Source organism: Archangium sp. (assembly GCF_036277355.1).
Lineage (GTDB): Bacteria > Myxococcota > Myxococcia > Myxococcales > Myxococcaceae > Archangium.
Genome location: NZ_DASUNC010000040.1, coordinates 51,273 through 72,081 on the forward strand (window position 1 = coordinate 51,273; position 20,809 = coordinate 72,081).

Genomic DNA, 20,809 nt, shown 5'->3' on the forward strand with positions numbered 1-20,809 from the left:
GCGAACATGAAGCTAGCATCATGAAGACATGAACCCGGCATCAGGTTGAACCGCCGAGCATGACGCGTGACGTCAAGGACGGGCGGTGGGGAGAACCTGAACCGGGCATCATACAAACATGAGTCCGGCTTCATGTTACGGTAGTATGCCGCCGCCGCCCCGACGGCCGGCTCGAGCAGGCGCTACCCGACCCATGCAGTCCCCCACGCCTCTCGTCTTCTCCACAGGAGCCATACATGAGGATGTCCAGGTTCTCCCTCCGTTTCTACGCGACCGGTCTCGCGGCGTGCGCGCTGCTGGCGTGCGAGAAGCCCAACGGCAACGGCAATGGTAACGGGGAGGAGGAGGCTGTCGTGTCGGTGGAGGCGTGCAAGAAGCAGATCTCCGCCCGTCACGACGAGCTGGTGGCCGCTGGAGTGGACGTGGCCAGCTGGTCCTTCCGCGACGCGCCCGAGATGGCCGAGCCCTCGCTCACGGAGCGCCAGACGCCCGCGACGTACACGCAGTACGACGGCAAGTACCGCCCGCTGAGCAACCACCCCGGCTGCTCCATCGAGAACCTCTACTACGACAAGAACAACACGGCCGGCTCCACGCCGTACACGGACGGCAACAACGACGGCAAGTGGACCGGGGACGGCGTCTTCGGGGGTCCCAACAAGGCGGCCAACCACATCGACGGGGACGTGGCCCGCATCCCCGGCTACAACTGCGCCGCCAAGGAGTACACCCAGAGCAACGAGGACACCTCCAAGCCCATCGTCATCCTGGTGCACGGCAACTCCACCCGGCCGCACTCCTGGGAGAAGTTCCTCCTGCCAGCGGGCACCACCATCAACTCCGCCTTCGAGAAGGTGCAGTTCAACCCGGACACCGAGGCGCGGGTGCAGCTGGCCGAGGCGCTGATCGCCGAGCGCTACCGCGTCATCGCGGTGGACTTCCGCACGGACCTGGTCGCCACCGTGGATCCCACCGCCAACAGCAGCACGGAGAACGCGGCGGGCAACATCGACCATGGCTGGTCCACGCCCATCCTCCAGTCCCTCATCAAGGCGGTGATGCTCAACAACCCCAACCGCAAGGTGGCCATCATCGGCCACTCGCTGGGCGTGACGGTGGTGCGGGATGCGCTGCGCCGGCTGTACGTGGACTACGTGGACGGCAAGCCGGAGTCCATCAACCCCTTCACGCGGGTGAGCCACGTCATCCTCGGCTCGGGCGCCAACCACGGCGTGTCCACCTTCGATCCGCCCAGCTCCCTGTGCGCCAACAACCGCACCATGCGTGGCACCATCGTGTGCGAGATGGGCAGCCGCACCAACTACCAGCAGACGTACTTCCACAAGCCGCTCAACGGCCCCCGCGACCTGTTCGCCACGCCGTGCGCGGATGGTGACTACGCCTTCGGCAAGACGGGCCAGTGCGGCGGCAACGTGGTGAAGTACTACACCATCACCATGACGGACATCGACCAGGGCGCCAACTACCAGGACCTGTACGTGTCCGAGTCCGCCTCGCGCATCGACCTGGCGGACTGCTCGGTGAACAAGCTGACGACGCTCAACGACTACGACACCAGCGGTTACTTCAACAAGGGCTTCATCGCCAACCACTTCGGCTCCCTGCGCTCGGCGGCGGGCCTGAAGCTCACCATGGGCTATCTGGCGAAGTAGCCGCGGTCCCTGTCCGTCTTGCTCCGCCGCCCGCGCCCGTGGCTGCCGCGCGGGCGGCGGTTCCCCTTCTGGAGAGCAGCCCCCAAGAAAGTTCTCTCCCCCCCATGACTTCCTCTCTCCCCACCGCGTCTCGCGTGGCGCTCGTGTGCACGCTGGCGTCCGCGCTGCTGTCGGCTTCCGCCCACGCCCAGACCGCCGAGGCCGCCGCTCCGGCGTCCGCCGACGCGCCCGTCACGCAGGCCGCTCCCGCCGCTCCCGCCCTCACGCCGCAGGCTCCCGCGAAGCCGGATGCCGAGGCGAAGCAGGACCCGACGGCGCTGGTGCTGGGGGCGCCGACGCCCGCGACCCGGCCCCTCTTCGCCCTGGGCAGCGACACGTACTTCATCAGCCCGGTGCTCTCCATCGCGGGCGGTCTCCAGTCGGAGAACCTGCTGGTGAACCCCAACCCGGAGAAGGAGAGCCGCATCACCACGGTGGCCATCGCGCGCTTCGGCGCCGAGGGACGGCTGGGGCCCTACGTCACCTTCCGCAGCGAGTTCGAGCGCAACATCCGCAACCACGGCTCGGGCATCTGGGAGGGCACGGCCTCCATGTCCGTGCGTGACCAGGTGCTGCGCCTGCAGCGCTGGGGCGCCACGGTGGAGGCGGGCATCATCCTGGACCCGGCCAGCGTGGACTACTTCTCCGCGCACATGGGCGACGTGCTCCTGGCGGACAAGTACACGCGTGACCCGTTGCTCTACAGCGGCTTCAACCGCGGCCAGGGCGTGCAGGCGCGCTACACGCGCTGGGGCCTCACCGCCGGCCTGAGCTACACCGAGGCCAACCCGCTGAGCACCTCGGCCTCCTTCATGGTGGGTGGCTCCTTCGGCGGCAACAGCCGCTTCTGGGAGCGGCCCCTGGGCAACTTCCGCAACGGCCAGCCGGATGACGACATCCACTTCCGCGTCATCAGCCCCTCGCTCTCCTACGAGCACCCCTGGTTCGAGGTGAAGGCCATGGCCCAGGTCTTCAGCATCAACTACCAGGCCACCTCCACGCAGGATCCGCCCCTGGAGGGTTACAACCTGCGCGGCGGCGTGAAGCTCAAGCTCAAGGGCATGGTGCCGGCGCTGCCCGTGGAGGTGACGCCCTTCTTCAACGTGGCGCGCGTGCAGAACGACGTCGTCAACTCGGTGGCGGGCTACAGCAACCAGTTGCTGCGGACGCCCTTCGACGCGCTCACGATGTCGGGCGGCCTGGATGTCTTCCTCTCCGGCCGCTCGGGCGTGGGCTTCTACGTCGTACGCGTGGCGGACCACACGCCCTCCTTCGTGCCCCCCACTGGCGGCACGCCCTCCAGCGAGCCCGTCACCCGCACGGCCATGACCTACTTCAACGTGGGCGCGACATGGTGGATGTTCGACCAGGTGGCGCTGGGGGCGCGCGTGGCCACCTACGCGCGTGACATCGACGGCAAGCCGGAGCTGAAGGAGCGCGACCTGTCGGGCTTCCTCACGCTGCGCATGATTCTCTGAGAGGGATGTCCATGGGAGAGCTGACGGGAAGGACCGCGCTCGTGACGGGCGCGGCGAGTGGAATTGGCCGGGCGGTGGCCGAGGACCTGGGTGCCCGCGGGGCCCGGGTGCTGGTGTCGGACCTGGACGAGGCCGGTGCGCGCGAGGTGGCCGCGGGGATTCCGGGCGCCGTCGCGCAGCGGGCCGACGTGTCCTCGCGCGAGGAGTGCAAGGCCCTGGTGGACCGGGCCCAGCGGGAGTGGGACCGGCTCGACATCCTGGTGAACAACGCCGGGCTCCAGCACGTGTCTCCGGTGGAGGAGTTCCCGGAGGAGCGCTGGGAGCAGATGATCCGCATCATGCTGGTGGGGCCCTTCGTGCTGACGAAGCACGCCCTGCCGCTGATGTACGCGCGCAAGTGGGGCCGCATCATCAACGTGTCCTCGCTGCACGGTCTGGTGGCCTCGCCGTACAAGTCCGCCTACGTCTCCGCCAAGCACGGCCTCATGGGGCTGACGAAGACGGTGGCGCTGGAGGCCGCCGACAAGGGCGTGACGGTCAACGCCCTCTGCCCCAGCTACGTGCGCACGCCGCTGGTGGAGAAGCAGATCGCCGACCAGGCCCGCGTGCACGGCATGACGGAGACGGAGGTCATCGAGCGCGTCATGCTGGCCCCCGCGGCGGTGAAGCGCCTGCTGGAGCCGAGCGAGGTGGCCGCGTACGTGTCCTTCCTGTGCTCGGAGGCCGCGGGTGGCATCACCGGGGCCGCCCAGGTGATGGACTGCGGCTGGACGGCCCGCTGAAACGCAGCACGCGTACCACTTCATGACAGGGGAAAGACCGTGACGGTACCCAACGCCTCCCAGGCGCCCGCGCAGGAGCAGCACACGAACATCTGGAAGGTGGCCGCCGCGAGCTTCATCGGCACCGCCGTGGAGTGGTACGACTTCTTCCTGTACGGGACGGCGGCGGCGCTCATCTTCAACCGCCTCTTCTTCCCGTCCTTCGACCCATTGATGGGCACGCTGGCCGCGTTCGCCACCTTCGCGGTGGGCTTCGTGGCGCGGCCGCTCGGCGGCATCATCTTCGGGCACTTCGGCGACAAGCTCGGGCGCAAGTCCATGCTCAGCGCCACGCTGATGATCATGGGCCTGGCCACGTTCGCCATCGGCCTGCTGCCCACCTACGAGAGCATCGGCGTGGGGGCGCCCATCCTGCTGGTGCTGCTGCGCATCCTCCAGGGCTTCGGCCTGGGCGGCGAGTGGGGTGGCGCGGTGCTGATGGCCGTGGAGCACGCTCCGGCGAACCGGCGCGGCTTCTACGGGAGCTGGCCGCAGATGGGCGCGCCCGCGGGCCTGCTGGTGGCCAACGCCGTGTTCTCCCTCTTCTCGAAGCTGCCCGAGGAGCAGTTCGTCTCGTGGGGCTGGCGCGTGCCCTTCCTCTTCAGCGCGGTGCTCATCGGCATTGGCGTCTTCATCCGCGTCAGCGTCGCCGAGTCCCCCGCCTTCCGCGCGCAGCAGGCCGCCCACCAGGTGTCCAAGGCCGAGAGCGCCGGCCCGCAGAAGCTCCCCATCCTCGAGGTGCTGCGCACCTACCCGCGGCAGATCCTCCTCGCCATGGGCGCGCGCTTCGCGGAGAACGGCTTCTTCTACATCGTCACCACGTTCGTCCTCACCTACGGCGTCGAGCAGCTGAAGCTGGAGAAGGCCACCATGCTCAACGGCGTGCTCGCGGCCACCACCGTGCACCTGGTGGCCATTCCCGCCTTCGGGGCCCTGTCGGACGTGGTGGGCCGCCGCCCCGTCTACCTCGGCGGTGCCGTGGCCTGCGCGCTGCTGGCCTTCCCCTTCTTCTGGCTCATCGACACGAAGTCCACGGCCCTCATCGTGGTGGCCATCTCGCTAGGCATCATCGCCCACGCGGCCATGTACGGGCCCCAGGCCAGCTTCTTCTCGGAGCTCTTCGGTACGCGCGTGCGCTACAGCGGGGCCTCGCTGGGCTACCAGCTCGCCTCCGTGTTCGCCGGTGGCCTGTCACCGCTCGTCGCCACCTTCCTGCTGTCGCAGACCGGGGGGAAGCCCTGGCCCGTGTCGCTCTACATGGTGGGCCTGGCGCTCGTCACCCTCGTCTCCGTGTACCTCTCCGCCGAGACGTTCCGCGGGCACCTCTCCGAGCCGGCCCCCCCGGCTCCGTCAGCGGGAGCCGAGGGGACTGGCGAGCGGCGCGAGGTGGCCTGAGCTTCAGGCCGCCTGCGTCTCAGTAGGCGTAGGCGGCCATGTCGGCGCGCACCACGCCGACGATGTTCTCCCAGTTGCCGTTCTGGTAGTGGTCGTGGTTCTCGCCGTCATCGCGGAACTGCACGGTGTGGTAGCTCCACTTGGCCTTGCCGTTGCTGGTGGCGGCGGTGCCCGTGTTGAGGGTGCCGTCGCAGAACCAGTCGCCGGGGTTGCAGAAGCCGCCCTTGACGGAGACGCCGCCGGTGGAGTGGTACGCCACGGCCTCGTCATCCTGGCCGGAGAGGATGCCCGAGTAGAGCGTGCCCTTGGCGGCGGCGAACATGTAGAACCACTTGGAGCGCGTGGTGTTGTGGTTGTACATGGAGCGCGCCGTGCTGGTGGTCAGGTCGCCCACGATGGGATCGCTCGTCGCCCACTCGCCGTTGTCGGCCAGCTCGCTGCCGCCGCCGGCGCCCGAGGCCACGTCCACCCACTTGATGTTCCAGCCCACCTGCGTGGTGCCGTCCGTGTTGCCGCACACGCCCGTGGAGTTGGGGACGGCGTTCTTCTTGTAGCGCGCCGAGCCGCCGTACAGGGACAGCGCGTAGCCGATCTGCAGGTTGCCCGCGCTGTGCACGGCGATGTAGCACCAGTTGGAGCCGGTGCAGAAGCAGTCCAGCGCGTCACGGATGCGGAAGTTCTCCACGGAGATCTTCTGCCGGCCATCCCAGTTGACGGCCTTCTTGTTCACGCCGGCCGCGACGGTGCTCGGGCCCCAGTTGGAGAAGTCGGCGTAGTTGCCGCGCTGGGTACCGCCGCCATTCTTGCCGTGGATCCACAGCGTGTAGTTGGTGGCCGAGGCCTCCGGGGCCACGAGGAGCGCGGCGGTGGCCGTCGCCGCGATGACTGCCGTACGGATGTGCATGGGGAACTTCCTGTGTGGGGGGTTCACGCCCGCCTGTCTTCCAGACGAGCGTGGGGAAAACCCTACCACCAAGATTTTCCGTTCAATACGGACACCTCTCGAAATCTGGGAAATTGTTCATATTGGTGCGGCGCGTCACCCCGGGCCCGGAGGGAGAGGAGGGGACCCGAAGGGCCGATGCTAGGCTGTGCGTGGATGAAGCTCCTCCCGCTCCAGGGTGTCTGCGCGACACTCATGCTCTCCCTGTCATGCTCAGGGCCAAGAGCCTACTTCCTGCGAACCGAGCTACCCATTCTGGAGGGAGAGCCCGGTCTCGCGGTGGCACCTGGACCCTGGAAGCATGACGACATCGCCGCCGTGGTCTCGGATGCATCCGATATTCCGGATGACCTGGTCGTACCGACACTCAAGGCCTTGATGGGCGGACCTGCCCGTTCTCGGCTTCGCTCACAACCACCCCTGCGGAACGATCATGAGCGGCCCGGATCTGACCATCTTTCCCCTGGTAGAGTCAGGTGAGGGAGTCTGGATGATGGTGGCCTACGGGGCGACTCCCAGTGGCAGGATGGTCCGTGATTCGCGAGGAGGGTTGATTCCGGTGTGGCATTGGCTCGCCACGGGTCGACGAGACACTCCACGCTTCTACAAATGGAATCCAGCGGGTGAGGTATTCAAATGGAGCGAGGACTCGAAGCGCTGGGATTTCCAGGCGACCTGTCAGCCTCAGCCCTCCAGCATGCTGAGCCCTGGAGGCGCCTCTCCGAAGTGCATCCCCGCGTTGAAGTAGAAACCCGCCCCCTCTTCGAGTGGTGATATGTCGAAGCTCAATTACCTCGTCCTCTTTGCTTCGCTTCTGGTGGATGGGGGGAGCGAGGCCCCTCCATCCAACGCTCCGGAGGCGGACGGGGGAGCACCGGCGTTCCTCATCCAGTTCCCCGGAGTTGGACGCGGGGAGTCGAGTCTCCAGCTCGGCATCTCGGAACTGTATGCGGACATCTTCGCGCGCAGGCCCCTCTTCGCAGCCGGTATTCACTGGCCTGTTGACGTGCGTCCGTTGGCCACGTTGGAGGGCCCCGCCGTGCTCGCGGCACATGCGGCGATGCAACACGTGCTGGCTCGCTTCCCGAAGGAGTATGCGGGGAGTTGTACCTATTCCGCCCAGGCCTTGGAGGCCGTCGTTGGCGAGCAGGGCGGGCTCTACTTCGTCCGTATCAACCAACGTCCGGAGCGATGTGGACGCTTCGCCGCGGGCGTGAGCCCGACACCCGACTGGTTCGAATTGTACGCTGTCTCCCCGGACGGGAAGGTTCTGGCGCGCTATCCGTACCAGCCGTAGAGGATGGGAAATTGTTCACCCGGTGGGGCCGGGCCGCCGCCCCAGGGCGCGCGCCAGCTCCGTGCGCGCGGTGGCCAGGTTGTACGTGGCCTGGACGCGTTGCACGGCCGCGTTGGTGGCGGAGAGCTGCGCGTCGGACAGCTCGATGATGTTGCCCACGCCCCCACCGGCCCGTGGTGCGGCCGAAGTCCCAGATGAGCTGGCTGACGGACGCGCCCGCGTTGACGCCCTCGCGGCTGATGAAGCCGGACGGGGTCGTGGTGTTCACCGAGCCGCCCTCGGACAGGGAGCGCTGGTAGGTGAGGTTGGCGCTCACCTGGGGCAGCAGCGGGGCGAAGTCCTGGTCCACGCGGGCGTTGGCCGCGGTGGTGTTGGCCTGGGCCTGGCGCAGCTGCGGCTGCCGCTCGGTGGCGGTGCGCAGGGCCTCCTCCAGGGTGAGCACGCGTTGCTGGGCCCACGCCGGACTGGCGGCGAGCAGCAGGGCGAGAAGGGGAAGGAGTTTTCGCATCACTCGTACCTCAGTGCGTCGATGGGATCGAGCTGGCTCGCCTTGCGCGCGGGGTAGAGGCCGAAGCCCACGCCCACGAGCGCGCTGAAGCCCAGCGCGATGAGAATGACCTCCGGGCGGATCAACAGGGGCCACTGGAATTGGTTGGCGAGGACGCGGGCCACGCCCAGACCCACCGCCGCGCCGATGAGCCCTCCGAGCAGGGCCAGCGTCAGCGCCTCGATGAGGAACTGGGCGAGGATGTCCCGGGGCCTCGCGCCCACCGCCACGCGCACGCCAATCTCCCGGGTGCGCTCGGTGACGCTCACCAGCATGATGTTCATGATGCCGATGCCGCCCACCACCAGGGACACGGCGGCGATGGAGGCCAGCAGCAGGCTGAGCGTCTCGGTGCTCTGCTGGCGGCTGTTGGCCAGCTCGGACAGGTCCCTCACGTCGAAGTCATCGGGGGTGTTCTCGCCCAGCCGGTGCCGCTCGCGCAGCAGCGTGCTGATGTCCTCCCGGGCCTTCGCGGTGCCGGCGCTGGCATCCGCCTGCACGTTGAGGACGCCGGTGATGTACTTGCCCAGGCTCTGGGACTGGAGCTGCCGCTGGAAGGTGGTGGCGGGGACGAGGATGCTGTCGTCGTAGTCCTGCCCCATGGGCGACTGTCCCTTGCGCGCCGTCATGCCGATGATGGTGAAGGGCGTCTTCTTGATGCGGATGACCTGGCCCACCGGGTCGAAGCCCGCGCCATACAGCTTCTCCACCACCGTCTGGCCGATGACGGCCACCTTGGTGCCCGCCTCCACGTCCGCCTCGGTGAAGCGCCGGCCCGTGGCGATGCTCCAGCCGCGCACGTCGAAGTAGTCGGGCGTGGTGCCCGTGACGCTCGTGGTCCAGTTCTGGTCCTCGGAGAACACCTGGGTGTTGGTGCGCATCTCCGGGGCGGCGGCGCGCACGCTCGGCAGCTGCGTGCGGATGGCCTCCAGGTCGTCCCAGGTGAGGGTGGGCTGGCTGCCGAAGCCTCCCCGCGCGCCGCCCGAGTTGGTGGAGCCGGACATGACGATGAGCATGTGGGTGCCCATCGCGTCGAACACCTTCTGGACGCTGGCCCGGGCCCCATCGCCGATGGCCACCATGGCGATGACGGCGCCCACGCCGATGATGATGCCCAGCGCGGTGAGGAAGGAGCGCATCTTGCTGCGCAGCAGTGAGCGCACCGCCAGCGACATCGTCTCGAGCACGTTCATGACACGGCCTCCTCGAGCGGCGGCACTTCCGCGGGCACCGGCTGCTGGCGCTTGTCCGAGATGATGCGTCCGTCCCTCACCACCACCACGCGCCCGGCATGGCTGGCGATGTCCGATTCGTGCGTCACCAGCACGAGGGTGATGCCCTCGTGACGGAGCTCCTGGAAGAGCGCCATCACCTCGATGCTGGTACGCGAGTCCAGGTTGCCCGTGGGCTCGTCGGCGAGGATGACGCGGGGCTGGCTCACCAGCGCCCGGGCGATGGCCACGCGCTGCTGCTGGCCACCGGAGAGCTGGCGCGGGTGGTGCTCCAGGCGCGCGCCCAGGCCCACCCGCTCGAGTGCCTCACGGGCCCGCCGCTTGCGCTCGCGCGCGGGCACCCCGGCGTAGAGCAGGGGCAGCTCCACGTTCTCCAGGGCGCTGGTGCGCGCCAGCAGGTTGAAGCTCTGGAAGACGAAGCCCAGCATGCGGTTGCGCACGATGGCCAGGCCATTGCGGTCCAGGCGCGACACGTCCTGGCCGTCCAGGAAGTACTGGCCCGAGGTGGGCCGGTCCAGACAGCCGAGGATGTTCATCAGGGTGGACTTCCCCGAGCCGCTCGAGCCCATGATGGCCACGAACTCGCCCGGCTCCACGTTGAAGTCCACGCCCCGCAGGGCCGCCACCTCCACGTCTCCCGTCCGGTAGATCTTGCTCACGCCCCGCAGTGCGATGAGCGGCATCTGCTGTCGCTGACCGTTCATGTCGCGCCTCACGCCTGCCTAGAAGGGCCCCGGGGGACGGAATCCCCCACCGGACCTGCCGCCGCCCATGCCACCCATGCCACCCATGCCGCCCGTCCGTTGGCCGGAGCCCTGGCTCGTGCCCTGCGTGGACTGCGCGCCCGCGGCCATGGCGGTGATGACCTGAGCTCCCTCGCGCAGCTCGCCCTCCACCTCCGTGTACGTGCCGTCCGTCACGCCGGGCTTCACGCGCACGGGCCGGGGCTTCCCGTCGCGCAGCACGAACACCGTCTTGGTGCCGGGGGCGGGCTTCTCGAACGCTCCCGGGCCATTCGGAGCACCCGCACCGCCCACGCCAGGGCCCTGCGGGGCCGCTCCCTCGGGAGGCGCTGGAGGCCGGAAGCGCAGCGCCGCGTTGGGCACGGTCACCACGTTCTCCCGGTGCGCGGTGACGAAGGTGACATTGGCTGTCATGCCCGGCTTGAGCTTCAGCTCCGGGTTGGCCACGTCGATGACGGCGTCATAGGTGACGACGTTCTGCACCGTCTGCGAGGCGTTGCGGATCTGCCGGATGACGCCCTCGAAGTTCACCCCCGGCCAGGCATCCACGGTGAAGGTGGCGCGCATGCCGTCCTGGAGCCGGCCCACGTCGGACTCGGCCACGCTGGTGTCCACCTGCATCTTGCGCAGGTCCTCGGCGATGGTGAACAGGGTGGGGGCCTGCAGCGAGGCCGCCACCGTCTGGCCCACGTCCACGCTGCGCGAGATGACGATGCCGTCGGTGGGCGACACGATGGTGGCGTAGCGCAGGTTGACCTCCGCCTCGTTGAGTGCCGCCTGGGCCTGGGCCAGCGCGGCCTCGGCCGAGGTCACCTGGGCCTGGGACACCTGGGCGGCGGACTCGGCGGTGTCCAGCTCCGACTGGGAGATGAACTGCTGGTCACGCAGCGTCTTGGAGCGCTCGGCCTGGCGGCGGGAGTTGTCCGCCTCCACGCGCGCCTTCTGCACGTTGGCCCTCGCGGCGATGAGGTTGGCCCGGGACCGCTCCACCGCGGCTTGGAGCAGCTGCGGATCGATGCGGGCAATCACCTGGCCCTTCTTCACCGGCGAGTTGTAGTCGACGAGGATTTCCTGGATACGGCCGGACACCTGGCTGCCGACCTGGACCGTCACCAGGGCGGACACGGTGCCCGTCGCCGTCACGCGCGACTCGACATCGCGCCGCTGCACCGCCGCCGTCTCGAAGCTGGCGGCCGGGTCCTTCGCCTTGGGCTCGAGCAGCCACACGCCCGCGGCCACCACCACGGCGATGACGCCCAGCCACAAGGGCCACCGGGCGGGCAGGTGCCAGCGCCGGGTGTCTTCCACCGGCAGGGACCTGGGCTGGAGGGGAGGGGACTGCTCTTCGCGTCGCGGTAGCTCGGTCGTTGACCTCATGGGCCGAGATCTATGCGTCGCGATGTTTCGGTGAATCTCGCCGTTATTACGAAAGATGACGGGCGAGGTCCGCCATCATGGCCGCTTGCCCTGCGTCAGGTCCGCCGAGCGATGCCTCTCTCGTCAGGGGATCTTCTCCGGCTCACTGATGAACAGGGCGTGAAACAAGAAGATACGACCCGGGAGCACTTGGAGGGGGACGAGGTCTCACCGCCTGACCATTCAGGGACGGTTGGACGCTTGCTCCCGGGTCGCATCCTGGAAGATGCACACCGGTTGTTAACCGCGCGCTTCGAGGAGATGACGAAATATTTCCGAGCGGAGAGGGATTTCGGGAGGCTCAACCCGCGCGCGTGCGCAACCAGGGCCAGGCGACGGCGGCGGCGGGCCTGAAGGTGGCCTTCTCCGCGGGGAACCCGGCCTCGGGCGGCACGCTGCTCGCCGTGGCCCGGCTCGCCGAGGCGCTGCCCGCGGGCACGGACGTCCTCGTCACCACCTCCGTGGCCTCTCCCGGCTCCGGCACCGCCGAGCTCTTCGTCCGCGTGGACGATGACGGCACGGGCTCGGGCCGCGACGCCGAGTGCCGCGAGGACAACAACACCGCCTCCGCCTCGGTGGACCTCACCTGCGAGGTGCCTCCGGGCAACCTGCCGCCGGTGGCCCTCTGCCGTGACGTCACCGTGCCCGCGGATGCTTCCTGCCAGGGCTACGCCAGCGTGGACAACGGCAGCCATGACCCGGACCACGGCCCGGCGACCGTCACCTGCTCGCGGCCCTCCGGCTCGCTCTTCCTGCCAGGCCTGACGAACGTCACGTGCACCGCCACGGACGCGTCCGGCAACACCGCCTCGTGCGACTTCGGCATCCGCGTGAGCGCCGCCATCTCCCTGCCGTAGCGTCCGGCGCGTGACACCGGGCCGGGAAAGCTCCCAGTTCCCATCAGCTTTCCTGGCCCGCCTGTCCGGCCCATGACGAGGTTTGGGCTCACGGCAAATTTTTCCCCTACCTGAGTTTGGGGGAGTGGGTTAGAGTCCACCCACGGTGTGTCGGAACCGACACCTCTCTGTGTCCCAAGAGTCCTCTGCCCCCCGGAGGCTCCAACACGAGGGAAGAAGTATGGGTAACGCACAGCAGCATTCGTCTCTGGCCGTCCCCCCCCGGTCCTCGCGGTCCACGCCCGCCATCGTCGCGATGGCCCCGCCCGCGCTGGCCAGCGTGTGGGGAGAGCCGGTGCACTTCATGCCGGAGACGCCGCGGCTTCCCGAGGAGCTGAACCGGCAGGAGCTGTTCGCGCGCATCTGCGTGAGGGATCCGTACTACGCGCTGAGCGAGGTGCGGGCGGTGGGCGAGGGCGAGCTGACGGCGCGGGTGCCGGTGGAGCAGGAGACGGGGGGCGAGGCCTCGCCCATCAACGCGGCGGAGGTGGGGCGGCACCTGGCGATTCTGGGCTCGTGTGCGTCGTCGCTGGTGAATCCCAAGGAGGGGCAGCACTACTACCTGGCGCGGCGCGCGCGGCTGGAGCGGTTGCACGCGGGCCCGCTGCCCCGGGCCACCGAGCTGCTGGTGGGCACGGCGAAGGCGGAGTTCCGGGACAAGCGCATGGCCACGGCCCAGACGCGGCTGACGGACGCGCGGGGCCAGGCGCTCTTCTCGCTGGAGGTGGACTACAACGTGCTGTCCGCGGCGGCCTTCCTGCGCCTCTTCCAGGGGGCGCGCCAGGAGATGCGCCGCGAGCCCCGGGCCGAGCGCGGGCCGCGCTGCACGTCCGGCGACTTCGCCGCGATGCGGACCAACCCCCACCGCCAGCCGCCGCCGCTGCACGGCTACGTGCGGGACGGGGAGTGCCTGAAGGCGACGCTGGGCCCGGTGAGCGCGGAGCTGTGCAAGGGCCACTTCGCCATGCACCCGGTGCTGCCGGTGGCGGTGGTGATGAGCGGCCTGTCGGGGCTGGCGGGCTCGCTGCTGCGCCAGCTGGTGGGCAACCCGGAGGCGCGCTACCTGGTGACGCGGGGCGAGGTTCGCGCCGACAGCCTCGCCTACGCCGGTGAGTCGGTGACGTTCGGCAGCCACCTCCACGGGGTGGAGGGCCGCGACTACCGCTTCTACTGCTGGGCCTCGGTGGGTGAGCGCCTGGTGGGCGTGATGGAGCTGACGCTCACCTGCCTGGAGTGAGCCTCATTCCCAGTTGATCTGGTAGTCCACCGAGTCCAGGCCGAGCACGTTGGCCCTCACGGTGCCCTTGAAGCCGAGGGCCTCGAGCGCGCCCTCGAAGATGCCCACGTGGTAGGCCGCCGGCTGCATGTCGCCGCGGTAGCTGAGGATGCAGCCCTTGGGGCCGGCGGGGCTGTGCTCGCGCTTGCCGTACGTCACCACGGTGCTGAAGGCCACGCGCGTCTGGGCGAAGAGCCGCTGCGGGTCCCCCTTGCCGAGGATGCCGAAGACGACCTGGCCCGGGCCGGTGGAGAAGTTCTGCACGCACGCGCGGCCGCAGGCGTTGAAGACCCTGTTCTCGTTGCCCAGCTGCCCCTCGAGCGCGTCCGCCGCGCCGTAGAGCATGGTGAGGTAGTCCGAGGCGGGGTAGGTCCGCAGGTCCGCGATGTCCTTGGCCAGCGAGCCGCTGCGCACCTGGCGCAGGGCCTGGGGGCCTCCCTTGCGTTCGATGAGCTCGAACACGACCCGGAAGAAGATGCCCCGCACGGAGTCCGTGGGCTTGGTGAGGGCGATGCGGGCTGCGAGCTCGTTCTTGTTCGAGGGCATGGCTGGAGTGACAGCTTACCGGTACATCACGCCGGGTCGAGAAATCGGGACTCCGGGTAGGGGATGACTATCCAACCTTTACTCGGAGTGGGGGATTCCGGCATGACACATCCACCTCCAGAAGGTGGTGAAACCGTGAAGCTCTACAGCTACTGGCGCTCGTCGTGCTCCTGGCGCGTGCGCATCGCGCTCAATCTCAAGGGCCTGCCGTACGAGTACGTGCCCGTGCACCTGGTGCGGGACGGAGGCGAGCAGAACTCCGACGCCTACCGCGCCGTCAATCCCATGCGCACCGTGCCCACGCTGGAGGTCACCGAGGGCGGCAAGGTGCACCGCCTGGGCCAGTCCATGGCCATCCTCGAGTACCTGGAGGAGCGTCATCCCTCGCCCGCCCTGCTGCCGGCCGATCCCTTCCTCCGGGCGCGCTGCCGGATGTTGTCGGAGATGGTGAACTCGGGGATCCAACCGTTGCAGAACCTGTCCGTGCTGCAGCGCATCAAGGGCGAGCTGAAGGGGGACGACAAGGCGTGGTGCGCCTATTGGATCGACCGGGGCCTGGCGGCCTTCCAGGCGGCCGTGCAGGAGACGGCGGGCGCGTACTGCCTGGGGGACGCAGTGTCCTTCGCGGACATCTGCCTGGTTCCCCAACTCTACGGGGCCCGGCGTTTCGGAGTAGACCTGGGGCCGTACGCGCTGCTCACCCGTATTGAAGCGGCGTGCGCCAGCCTTCCCGCCTTCCAGGCGGCACATGCGGACCGGCAGCCCGACGCGGTGCCGGCTTGAATCGAAGGAGTCGATGATGGCGAAGCTCGAGTCGCTGGGCATCAAGGGGTTGGAGAGCGTCCACTGGTACGTGCACGACCTGGAGCGCAGCCGGCGCTTCTACGTGGACGGGTTGGATTTCGCCGAGCAGGGCGTGTCCTCGCCGCAGCTGGAGAAGGAGGGCCGGCAGAAGTCGGCCGTCTTCCAGGCGGGCAACGTGGTGTTGGTGGTGAGCCAGCCGGTGGGCGAGGGGGGCCGCGCGTGGCGCTTCCTGCGCAAGCACCCGGACGGGGTGGGCACGCTCAACTACCAGGTGGAGGACATCGACAAGACGTACCGCCTGTTGGAGCAGCGCGGCGCCACCTTCATCACGGACATCCAGCGCTACACGGACGACAAGGGCGGCAAGCTGGCGCAGTTCTCCATCACCACGCCGTTTGGTGACACGACGTTCCGCTTCATCCAGCGGGATGGCTACAAGGCGCTCTACCCGGGCTTCGTGCAGCACGAGAAGCCGCGCGGGGGCAACAACCGCTACGGCTTCACGCACATCGACCACATCACGTCCAACTTCCAGACCATGAAGCCGATGCTCCTGTGGATGGAGCACGTGATGGGCTTCGAGAAGTTCTGGGAGATTCAATTCCACACGGAAGACGTGGCCGCGCAGCAGAAGCGCGCGCACGGCTCGGGGCTGCGCTCGGAGGTGATGTGGGATCCGGTGAGCCGGGTGAAGTTCGCCAACAACGAGCCGTTGCGGCCCTTCTTCAAGGCCTCGCAGATCAACATCTTCAACGAGGACCACAAGGGTGACGGGGTGCAGCACCTGGCGCTGGTGGTGAAGGACATCCTCACCGCGGTGAAGGACATGCGCGAGAAGGCGGGCATCTCCTTCATGCCTACGCCGGGCACGTACTACGACGCGCTGCCCCAGCGCATCCAGGACCTGGGCATCAAGAAGATCGACGAGGACATCCAGGTGCTGCGCGACCTGGAGGTGCTCGTGGACGGCGCGGGGGAGCACAGCTACCTGCTGCAGATCTTCATGAAGGACGCGGCGTCGCTCTACAAGGATCCGGGGGCGGGCCCGTTCTTCTACGAGATCATCCAGCGCAAGGGAGACCAGGGCTTCGGAGGCGGCAACTTCCGAGCGCTGTTCGAGAGCATTGAGCGTCAGCAGAACGCGGAAGGGCGGGCCTGAGCCCCACTGTCCCCTCAGTCCCCTTGCTCCTCACTGTCCCCCTATCCCCTCTCCCTTCGGGAGAGGGTCGGGGTGAGGGTATCGGGGCCCGTGCTCCAACCCGTGGCCCACGGCCCGTGCACTACCTGCAGGGGGCCGGTGTTATAGGCGTCGTTGAAGTGGTTGTAGTACCCGTCCGTAGAGCGGGTGAACGGTGCCGGTCTCGTTGAACGCGTTCGGGCCGCTCGAGTAGGTCAGGTTCGACGAGCCGAACCACACCACGTACCCGGAAGTCAAATGGGAGCAATGGCCGGGTGACTCAAATACCCTCACCCCGTCCCTCTCCCGGAGGGCGAGGGGAAATTGGGCACGGCGAAGGAGCAAGGGCCTCGTGAGGTTCGGGCGGAGTGGCTCAGGAGAAGGGCAGGGCCGCCACGGTGGCCTCGGCCGGTCCGTCGCCCACCGCCAGCACCGTGCCCGGCTCCAGGTAGTCCCGGTGCACGTACCCCAGTGCCACCGTCTGTCCCTTCAGCGGCGAGCGCACCACGCTCGTCACCCAGCCCACCTTCTTGCCGTCCTTCTTCAGCTCGGTGCCCGGTGCCGGCTCGGTGCTCCCCAGCAGCAGGCCCGCGAGCTTCCGGTTCATGTGGCCCCGGAAGGTGGCTCGGGCAATCACCTCCTGCCCGATGTAGCAGCCCTTGTTGTACGAGATGGCGTTCGTGAGGTTCGCCTCCAGCGGGATGGTGGTCTCCACCATGTCCTGTCCGTAGCGCGGCACCCCCGCCTCCACCCGCAGCATCTCGTGCGCCCGCCAACCCAGCGGTTTCAGCCCGAAGGCCGCACCCGCCGCCACCAGCGCCTTCCACACCGCCTCCAGCCCTCCCCGAGGCACCAGCAGGTCCACGCCCTCCTGTCCGGGGCGACCCACCGCCAGGACCTCCTGCCCCGCCAGGGACAGGGGCCGGGTGGCGTCCGGGGGCAGGGGGGCGAAGGGACCGCCCGACACGGCGCCCATCAGCTCGGCCGTCCGGGGTCCGAGCAGCCTCAGGACCCCCAGCTCGCCCGTGGCCTCGTGCAGCTCGGCGTCCTCGGAGATGAGGAATTTCCCCAGGAATTCCTGGACCTTGGCGCCCATCCCGGGCTCCACGTCCAGCAGCAGATCCGCCTCGCGCCGCAGGATACGGGCGTCACCTACCATGGAGCCCTTCACGGTGATCATCGCCGCGTAGGTCGCCACCCCGGCCGCCAGCCCCTTCACGTCCTGCGTCACCATCCCATGCAGGAAGCTGATGCGGTCCTCGCCGGTTATGCGCAGCGCTTCCCGGTAGGTGGCATCATGGAGGGCCACCGCCTGCCGGGCCGCCCGGTACTCGGCTTCCACGTCCCCGTAGTCGGCCACGGCCTCCCGGCCATGGACCTCCAGGAAATGGGCTCCTGCCTGCTCATGAAGAAAATGCAGAGACAGCGGTTCCATGACCGTCGCTATATAGAGGCCCGGGAGTGAATGCCACGATGGATGTGAGACACCTGTCGGACTTCATGGGCTTCTCGGCCGAGAAGCTCCAGAAGCTCAACCTCTTCAAGTCCGAGCGCTTCTTCCTGGACGTGTACTGCCTGACGCCCGGCCAGAGTCAGAAGCCCCACCGGCACGCCACCTCGGACAAGGTGTACCTCGTCCTCGAGGGGCGGTGCCGCTTCCGCATCGGCGCGGACGAGGCCTCGCATGGCCCCGGCGCCGCTCTCTTCGCACCCGCGGGCGTCGAACACGGCGTCACCAATGACGGCCCCGACAACGCCCGCCTCCTCGTCCTGATGACCCCCCCTCCGGAGCACGCATGAGCAAGAAGGCCAATCCGCCCCCTCCTGTCCCCGTCCGCGGTGCCGCGGCGCTGCTGGGCCTGGGCCTCGCCGAGGCCGCGCTCTCCATCTACCAGTGGAAGGAGCTCCTCACCCTGCGCGGCGGTGGGACCACCGCCTGCGGCATCTCCGAGAAGATCAACTGCGAGACGGTGTGGAACTCCGCCTTCGCCAGCGGCGTGCACGAGCGGCTGGGCATGCCGGTGGCCGCGCTCGGCCTGGTGTGGGGCATCGTCGCCGTGGCGCTCTCGGCGCTCTTCCTGGTGTGGCGGAGCAACGGGCACACCGTGCGTCCCGCCACCAACGGCCTGCGTCTGACGGCCGTGGCCGGTGTGGGGGCCAGCCTCGTCTTCGGGCTCGCCAGCGCGAGCGCCGGGGCGTTGTGTCCCACGTGTCTGGCCACCTACGCCCTCACGCTCTCCTTCGCCGCCGTGGCCTGGAAGGGCCTGCCCGGTCCGGTGCTGCCGCAGGCCGGGGAGTGGGGCCGGACGCTCCAGTGGTCGGGAGGCTTCGCCGCCGCCGCCTACGTGGCGCTGCTGATGCCCGGCATGCAGACGCCCAAGGCCAGCGCCGCCGTGGAGAAGGTGGCCACCATGACCTCCACCGCCGCGCCCGGCTCGCTGGAGGCGTACCTGACCAGCCTGTCCCAGCCCGAGCAGCAGGCCGTGGCCAACGCGCTCGCCCGCTACAAGAATGACACGCCGCTGCCGGCCCCGTCCGCCACGCGCCGCCGCTACGGCCCGGAGAACGCGCCGGTGAAGATGGTGGAGTGGACGGACAGCCGCTGCCCCCACTGCAAGAACCTGGTGGAGGTGCTCGCCCTCATGAAGAAGCGCCTCCCCGAGGGCAAGCTGTCGCTGGAGGCGCGCCAGTTCCCGCTCGACTCCCAGTGCAACCGCACCATGCCCCCGCAGGCCACCGATGGCTCCGGCACCCGCTGCCTCGCCGCCAAGGCGCAGATCTGCACCGAGGACGCTCCGGACTACTGGGAGCTGCGCGAGAAGCTCTTCGCCGCCCAGGCCACGCTCAATGCGCAGAACGTGCTGAGCATCATGTCCTCGGGCACCGTGACGCGCTCGCAGCTCGAGGCGTGCATCTCCAGCGCGGAGACGGAGAAGAAGCTGGCGGAGGACATCGCGTTCGCCCGGCAGCACGACTTGCACGGCACGCCGCTGGTGGTCATCAACGGCCGCGAGGCGCAAGCCATCCCGTCGTTCCTCTACGCCCTCATCATGGCGGACGGGAACCCGGACGCGGCGGCCTTCAAGGTGCTGCCCGCGCCCGCGCAGCAGGCGCTGCAGGCGCACGATCACCCCCACTGAGCGGACGGACGCCATGGGCAAGCGCGACAAGAAGCCCGAGGCGCCCGCTCCGGCGGCGCCCTTCCACAACCCCTTCGCCGCGCTCGGCCTCAAGCGCGAGGAGCTGCCCGCGGGGCCGGCTCCCGCGCCCGTGAAGGCCAAGGAGCCTGAAGGGCCCAAGGGCCCCGCGCGCGCCGTGGTGCGCATGGAGCGCAAGGGGCGGGGCGGCAAGGAGGTGACGGTGGTGGAGCAGCTGGGGCTGCCCGCCGCCGAGCTGGAGAAGTGGCTCAAGGCCCTCAAGGGGGGCCTGGGCTGCGGGGGCACGGTGGAGGAGGACACCCTGGTGCTGCAGGGCGACCAGCGCGAGCGCCTCCCCGCGCTCCTGGAGGCCCGCGGCGTGCGCCGCGTCACGGTGGGGTGAGCGCTTCGCTCGTTCCAGCGCGTGGATGCGTCGGCACGACCCCCTCAGACAGGCCGCGGATTGCCGGAGCGGCTCCCGTCCCGAGTGGCCCCAGAGGGCCCTTCAGTGGTAGACGTCTACCATCGGAGGCACACATCCACCCACACCACTGGTAGACGTCTACCAGTGAGAGGGCCTCCCGGGGACGCGCTCCCGTGGTGAGGAAGGCCCACGCGCGGCCGGTGACGGGGGGCGTCATGCTACGCTGCCCCACCTCGGAGGTGGTGCGCATGGAGCAGGCAGCGGTGGGGCGTACGGAGCAGCGGCGTCAGGCCGTGGCCCGGTGGCGGTGGCGGCAGCTGCGCAACCGGCTGTGCCGGCCCGGGGCGCAAGAGGAATTCCTACCGAAGGTGGGGGAGGGGGTGGCGGGCTTCACCCTGGAGGAGCGCCTGGGGGCGGGCAGCTACGGCACGGTGTTCCGCGCCCGGCGTGGCGAGAGGCTGTACGCGCTCAAGCTGCTGTACCTGCCGCACGCGGGCGCGTGGGCGTGGCGCGAGTTGGAGGTGCTGCTGCGGCTGCACCGGGTGCAGCTGGTGGAGGTGGACTGCCATGGGCACCACGGCGAGCACCCGGAGGCCGGGCCGCTCTTCCTCTACGTCGCCACCCCCTACGTGCCCGGCCTGCCCATGGACACGTACGTGGAGCGCCACAACCCCGGGGCGGCGTGGGCGGCCCGGGCGGTGCTGGCGCTGGCGGAGCAGTTGGGGGTGGCGCACGCGGTGGGCGTGGTGCACCGAGACCTCAAGCCGGACAACGTGGTGGTGCAGGAGGACGGGCACGCGGTGCTGGTGGACTATGGGGTGGGCACCTTCCCGGGGGCGCTCGAGGTGTCGGGAGGAATGTTGCCCAACATTCCCCTGCTGCGCGCCCCGGAGGCGTGGCGCTTCCAGCGCGAGTGCAAGCCCCACGAGGCCTACGCGGCGAGCCTCCGGGACGACCTGTGGGCG

The 20,809-nt window shown here is 69.0% G+C and carries 20 protein-coding genes and 1 pseudogene; 13 read left to right on the forward strand and 8 right to left on the reverse strand.

The features are described from left to right. Positions 1–242: 242 nt before the first annotated feature. The 4 genes from VFZ09_RS09960 (at position 243) to VFZ09_RS09975 (ending at position 5,406) form a co-directional block, all read left to right on the forward strand. Positions 243–1,673: an alpha/beta hydrolase gene (locus VFZ09_RS09960; protein ID WP_329727280.1), complete on the forward strand. Its 1,431-nt coding sequence runs from the start codon at positions 243–245 to the stop codon at positions 1,671–1,673. A gap of 104 nt (positions 1,674–1,777) precedes the next feature. Then, positions 1,778–3,190: a hypothetical protein gene (locus VFZ09_RS09965; RefSeq protein ID WP_329727281.1), complete on the forward strand. Its 1,413-nt coding sequence runs from the start codon at positions 1,778–1,780 to the stop codon at positions 3,188–3,190. An 11-nt stretch (positions 3,191–3,201) separates the two neighbouring features. After that, entirely contained in the window at positions 3,202–3,972 is a 771-nt protein-coding gene (locus tag VFZ09_RS09970; RefSeq protein ID WP_329727282.1) for a 3-hydroxybutyrate dehydrogenase, read from the forward strand. A 39-nt stretch (positions 3,973–4,011) separates the two neighbouring features. Further along, complete coding sequence (locus VFZ09_RS09975; protein ID WP_329727283.1) at positions 4,012–5,406, forward strand: MFS transporter; 1,395 nt, start codon at positions 4,012–4,014, stop codon at positions 5,404–5,406. A gap of 19 nt (positions 5,407–5,425) precedes the next feature. Here VFZ09_RS09975 and VFZ09_RS09980 read toward each other — a convergent pair whose 3' ends face one another. Further along, positions 5,426–6,310 carry a hypothetical protein gene (locus tag VFZ09_RS09980; protein WP_329727284.1) on the reverse strand — a complete coding sequence of 295 codons (885 nt, stop codon included), beginning with the start codon at positions 6,308–6,310 and terminating at the stop codon, positions 5,426–5,428. Positions 6,311–7,124: 814 nt separating this feature from the next. Between VFZ09_RS09980 and VFZ09_RS09985 the strand changes: the two genes are divergently transcribed. Next, positions 7,125–7,646 carry a hypothetical protein gene (locus tag VFZ09_RS09985; protein WP_329727285.1) on the forward strand — a complete coding sequence of 174 codons (522 nt, stop codon included), beginning with the start codon at positions 7,125–7,127 and terminating at the stop codon, positions 7,644–7,646. Positions 7,647–7,661: 15 nt separating this feature from the next. Here VFZ09_RS09985 and VFZ09_RS09990 read toward each other — a convergent pair whose 3' ends face one another. The 5 genes and pseudogenes from VFZ09_RS09990 to VFZ09_RS10005 form a co-directional block, all read right to left on the reverse strand. After that, positions 7,662–7,805, reverse strand: a complete 144-nt coding sequence (locus tag VFZ09_RS09990; RefSeq protein WP_329727286.1) for a hypothetical protein — start codon at positions 7,803–7,805, stop codon at positions 7,662–7,664. A gap of 67 nt (positions 7,806–7,872) precedes the next feature. Continuing rightward, a pseudogene (locus tag VFZ09_RS51610) lies at positions 7,873–8,154 on the reverse strand (TolC family protein); the annotation flags it as partial. Beyond that, on the reverse strand, positions 8,154–9,386 hold the full coding sequence (locus VFZ09_RS09995) for an ABC transporter permease (RefSeq protein WP_329727287.1): 1,233 nt from the start codon (positions 9,384–9,386) through the stop codon (positions 8,154–8,156). The pseudogene VFZ09_RS51610 and the gene VFZ09_RS09995, both read right to left, overlap by 1 nt. After that, positions 9,383–10,129 carry an ABC transporter ATP-binding protein gene (locus tag VFZ09_RS10000; RefSeq protein ID WP_329727288.1) on the reverse strand — a complete coding sequence of 249 codons (747 nt, stop codon included), beginning with the start codon at positions 10,127–10,129 and terminating at the stop codon, positions 9,383–9,385. Before VFZ09_RS10000 ends, VFZ09_RS09995 begins: the two co-directional genes overlap by 4 nt. A gap of 18 nt (positions 10,130–10,147) precedes the next feature. After that, entirely contained in the window at positions 10,148–11,545 is a 1,398-nt protein-coding gene (locus VFZ09_RS10005) for an efflux RND transporter periplasmic adaptor subunit (protein ID WP_329727289.1), read from the reverse strand. Between the two features lie 353 nt (positions 11,546–11,898). Between VFZ09_RS10005 and VFZ09_RS10010 the strand changes: the two genes are divergently transcribed. Both VFZ09_RS10010 and VFZ09_RS10015 read left to right on the forward strand, forming a co-directional pair. Continuing rightward, positions 11,899–12,441, forward strand: a complete 543-nt coding sequence (locus tag VFZ09_RS10010) for an HYR domain-containing protein (RefSeq protein WP_329727290.1) — start codon at positions 11,899–11,901, stop codon at positions 12,439–12,441. A 220-nt stretch (positions 12,442–12,661) separates the two neighbouring features. Next, positions 12,662–13,717, forward strand: a complete 1,056-nt coding sequence (locus tag VFZ09_RS10015) for a hypothetical protein (protein WP_329727291.1) — start codon at positions 12,662–12,664, stop codon at positions 13,715–13,717. 3 nt (positions 13,718–13,720) lie between these two features. Here VFZ09_RS10015 and VFZ09_RS10020 read toward each other — a convergent pair whose 3' ends face one another. Continuing rightward, positions 13,721–14,302, reverse strand: a complete 582-nt coding sequence (locus tag VFZ09_RS10020) for a TIGR02265 family protein (RefSeq protein ID WP_329727292.1) — start codon at positions 14,300–14,302, stop codon at positions 13,721–13,723. A 102-nt stretch (positions 14,303–14,404) separates the two neighbouring features. Here VFZ09_RS10020 and maiA point away from each other — a divergent pair, with 102 nt between their 5' ends. Beyond that, positions 14,405–15,085 carry a maleylacetoacetate isomerase gene (gene maiA, locus VFZ09_RS10025; RefSeq protein WP_329727293.1) on the forward strand — a complete coding sequence of 227 codons (681 nt, stop codon included), beginning with the start codon at positions 14,405–14,407 and terminating at the stop codon, positions 15,083–15,085. A 16-nt stretch (positions 15,086–15,101) separates the two neighbouring features. After that, positions 15,102–16,265 (forward strand): 4-hydroxyphenylpyruvate dioxygenase, encoded by a 1,164-nt coding sequence (gene hppD, locus VFZ09_RS10030; protein ID WP_329727299.1) that lies wholly within the window; start codon positions 15,102–15,104, stop codon positions 16,263–16,265. 391 nt (positions 16,266–16,656) lie between these two features. Here hppD and VFZ09_RS10035 read toward each other — a convergent pair whose 3' ends face one another. Further along, positions 16,657–17,718 (reverse strand): YgfZ/GcvT domain-containing protein, encoded by a 1,062-nt coding sequence (locus tag VFZ09_RS10035; protein ID WP_329727294.1) that lies wholly within the window; start codon positions 17,716–17,718, stop codon positions 16,657–16,659. A 38-nt stretch (positions 17,719–17,756) separates the two neighbouring features. Between VFZ09_RS10035 and VFZ09_RS10040 the strand changes: the two genes are divergently transcribed. The 4 genes from VFZ09_RS10040 to VFZ09_RS10055 form a co-directional block, all read left to right on the forward strand. Beyond that, on the forward strand, positions 17,757–18,083 hold the full coding sequence (locus VFZ09_RS10040; RefSeq protein WP_329727295.1) for a cupin domain-containing protein: 327 nt from the start codon (positions 17,757–17,759) through the stop codon (positions 18,081–18,083). Continuing rightward, the gene (locus tag VFZ09_RS10045) at positions 18,080–19,423 is read left to right on the forward strand and encodes a thioredoxin domain-containing protein (protein ID WP_329727296.1); all 1,344 of its coding nucleotides are present in this window, start codon (positions 18,080–18,082) and stop codon (positions 19,421–19,423) included. The genes VFZ09_RS10040 and VFZ09_RS10045 overlap by 4 nt, the downstream gene beginning before the upstream one ends. 13 nt (positions 19,424–19,436) lie before the next feature. After that, on the forward strand, positions 19,437–19,823 hold the full coding sequence (locus VFZ09_RS10050) for a translation initiation factor (RefSeq protein WP_329727297.1): 387 nt from the start codon (positions 19,437–19,439) through the stop codon (positions 19,821–19,823). Between the two features lie 236 nt (positions 19,824–20,059). Beyond that, on the forward strand, positions 20,060–20,809 hold a 750-nt coding region (locus VFZ09_RS10055; protein ID WP_329727298.1), incomplete at its 3' end, for a protein kinase domain-containing protein.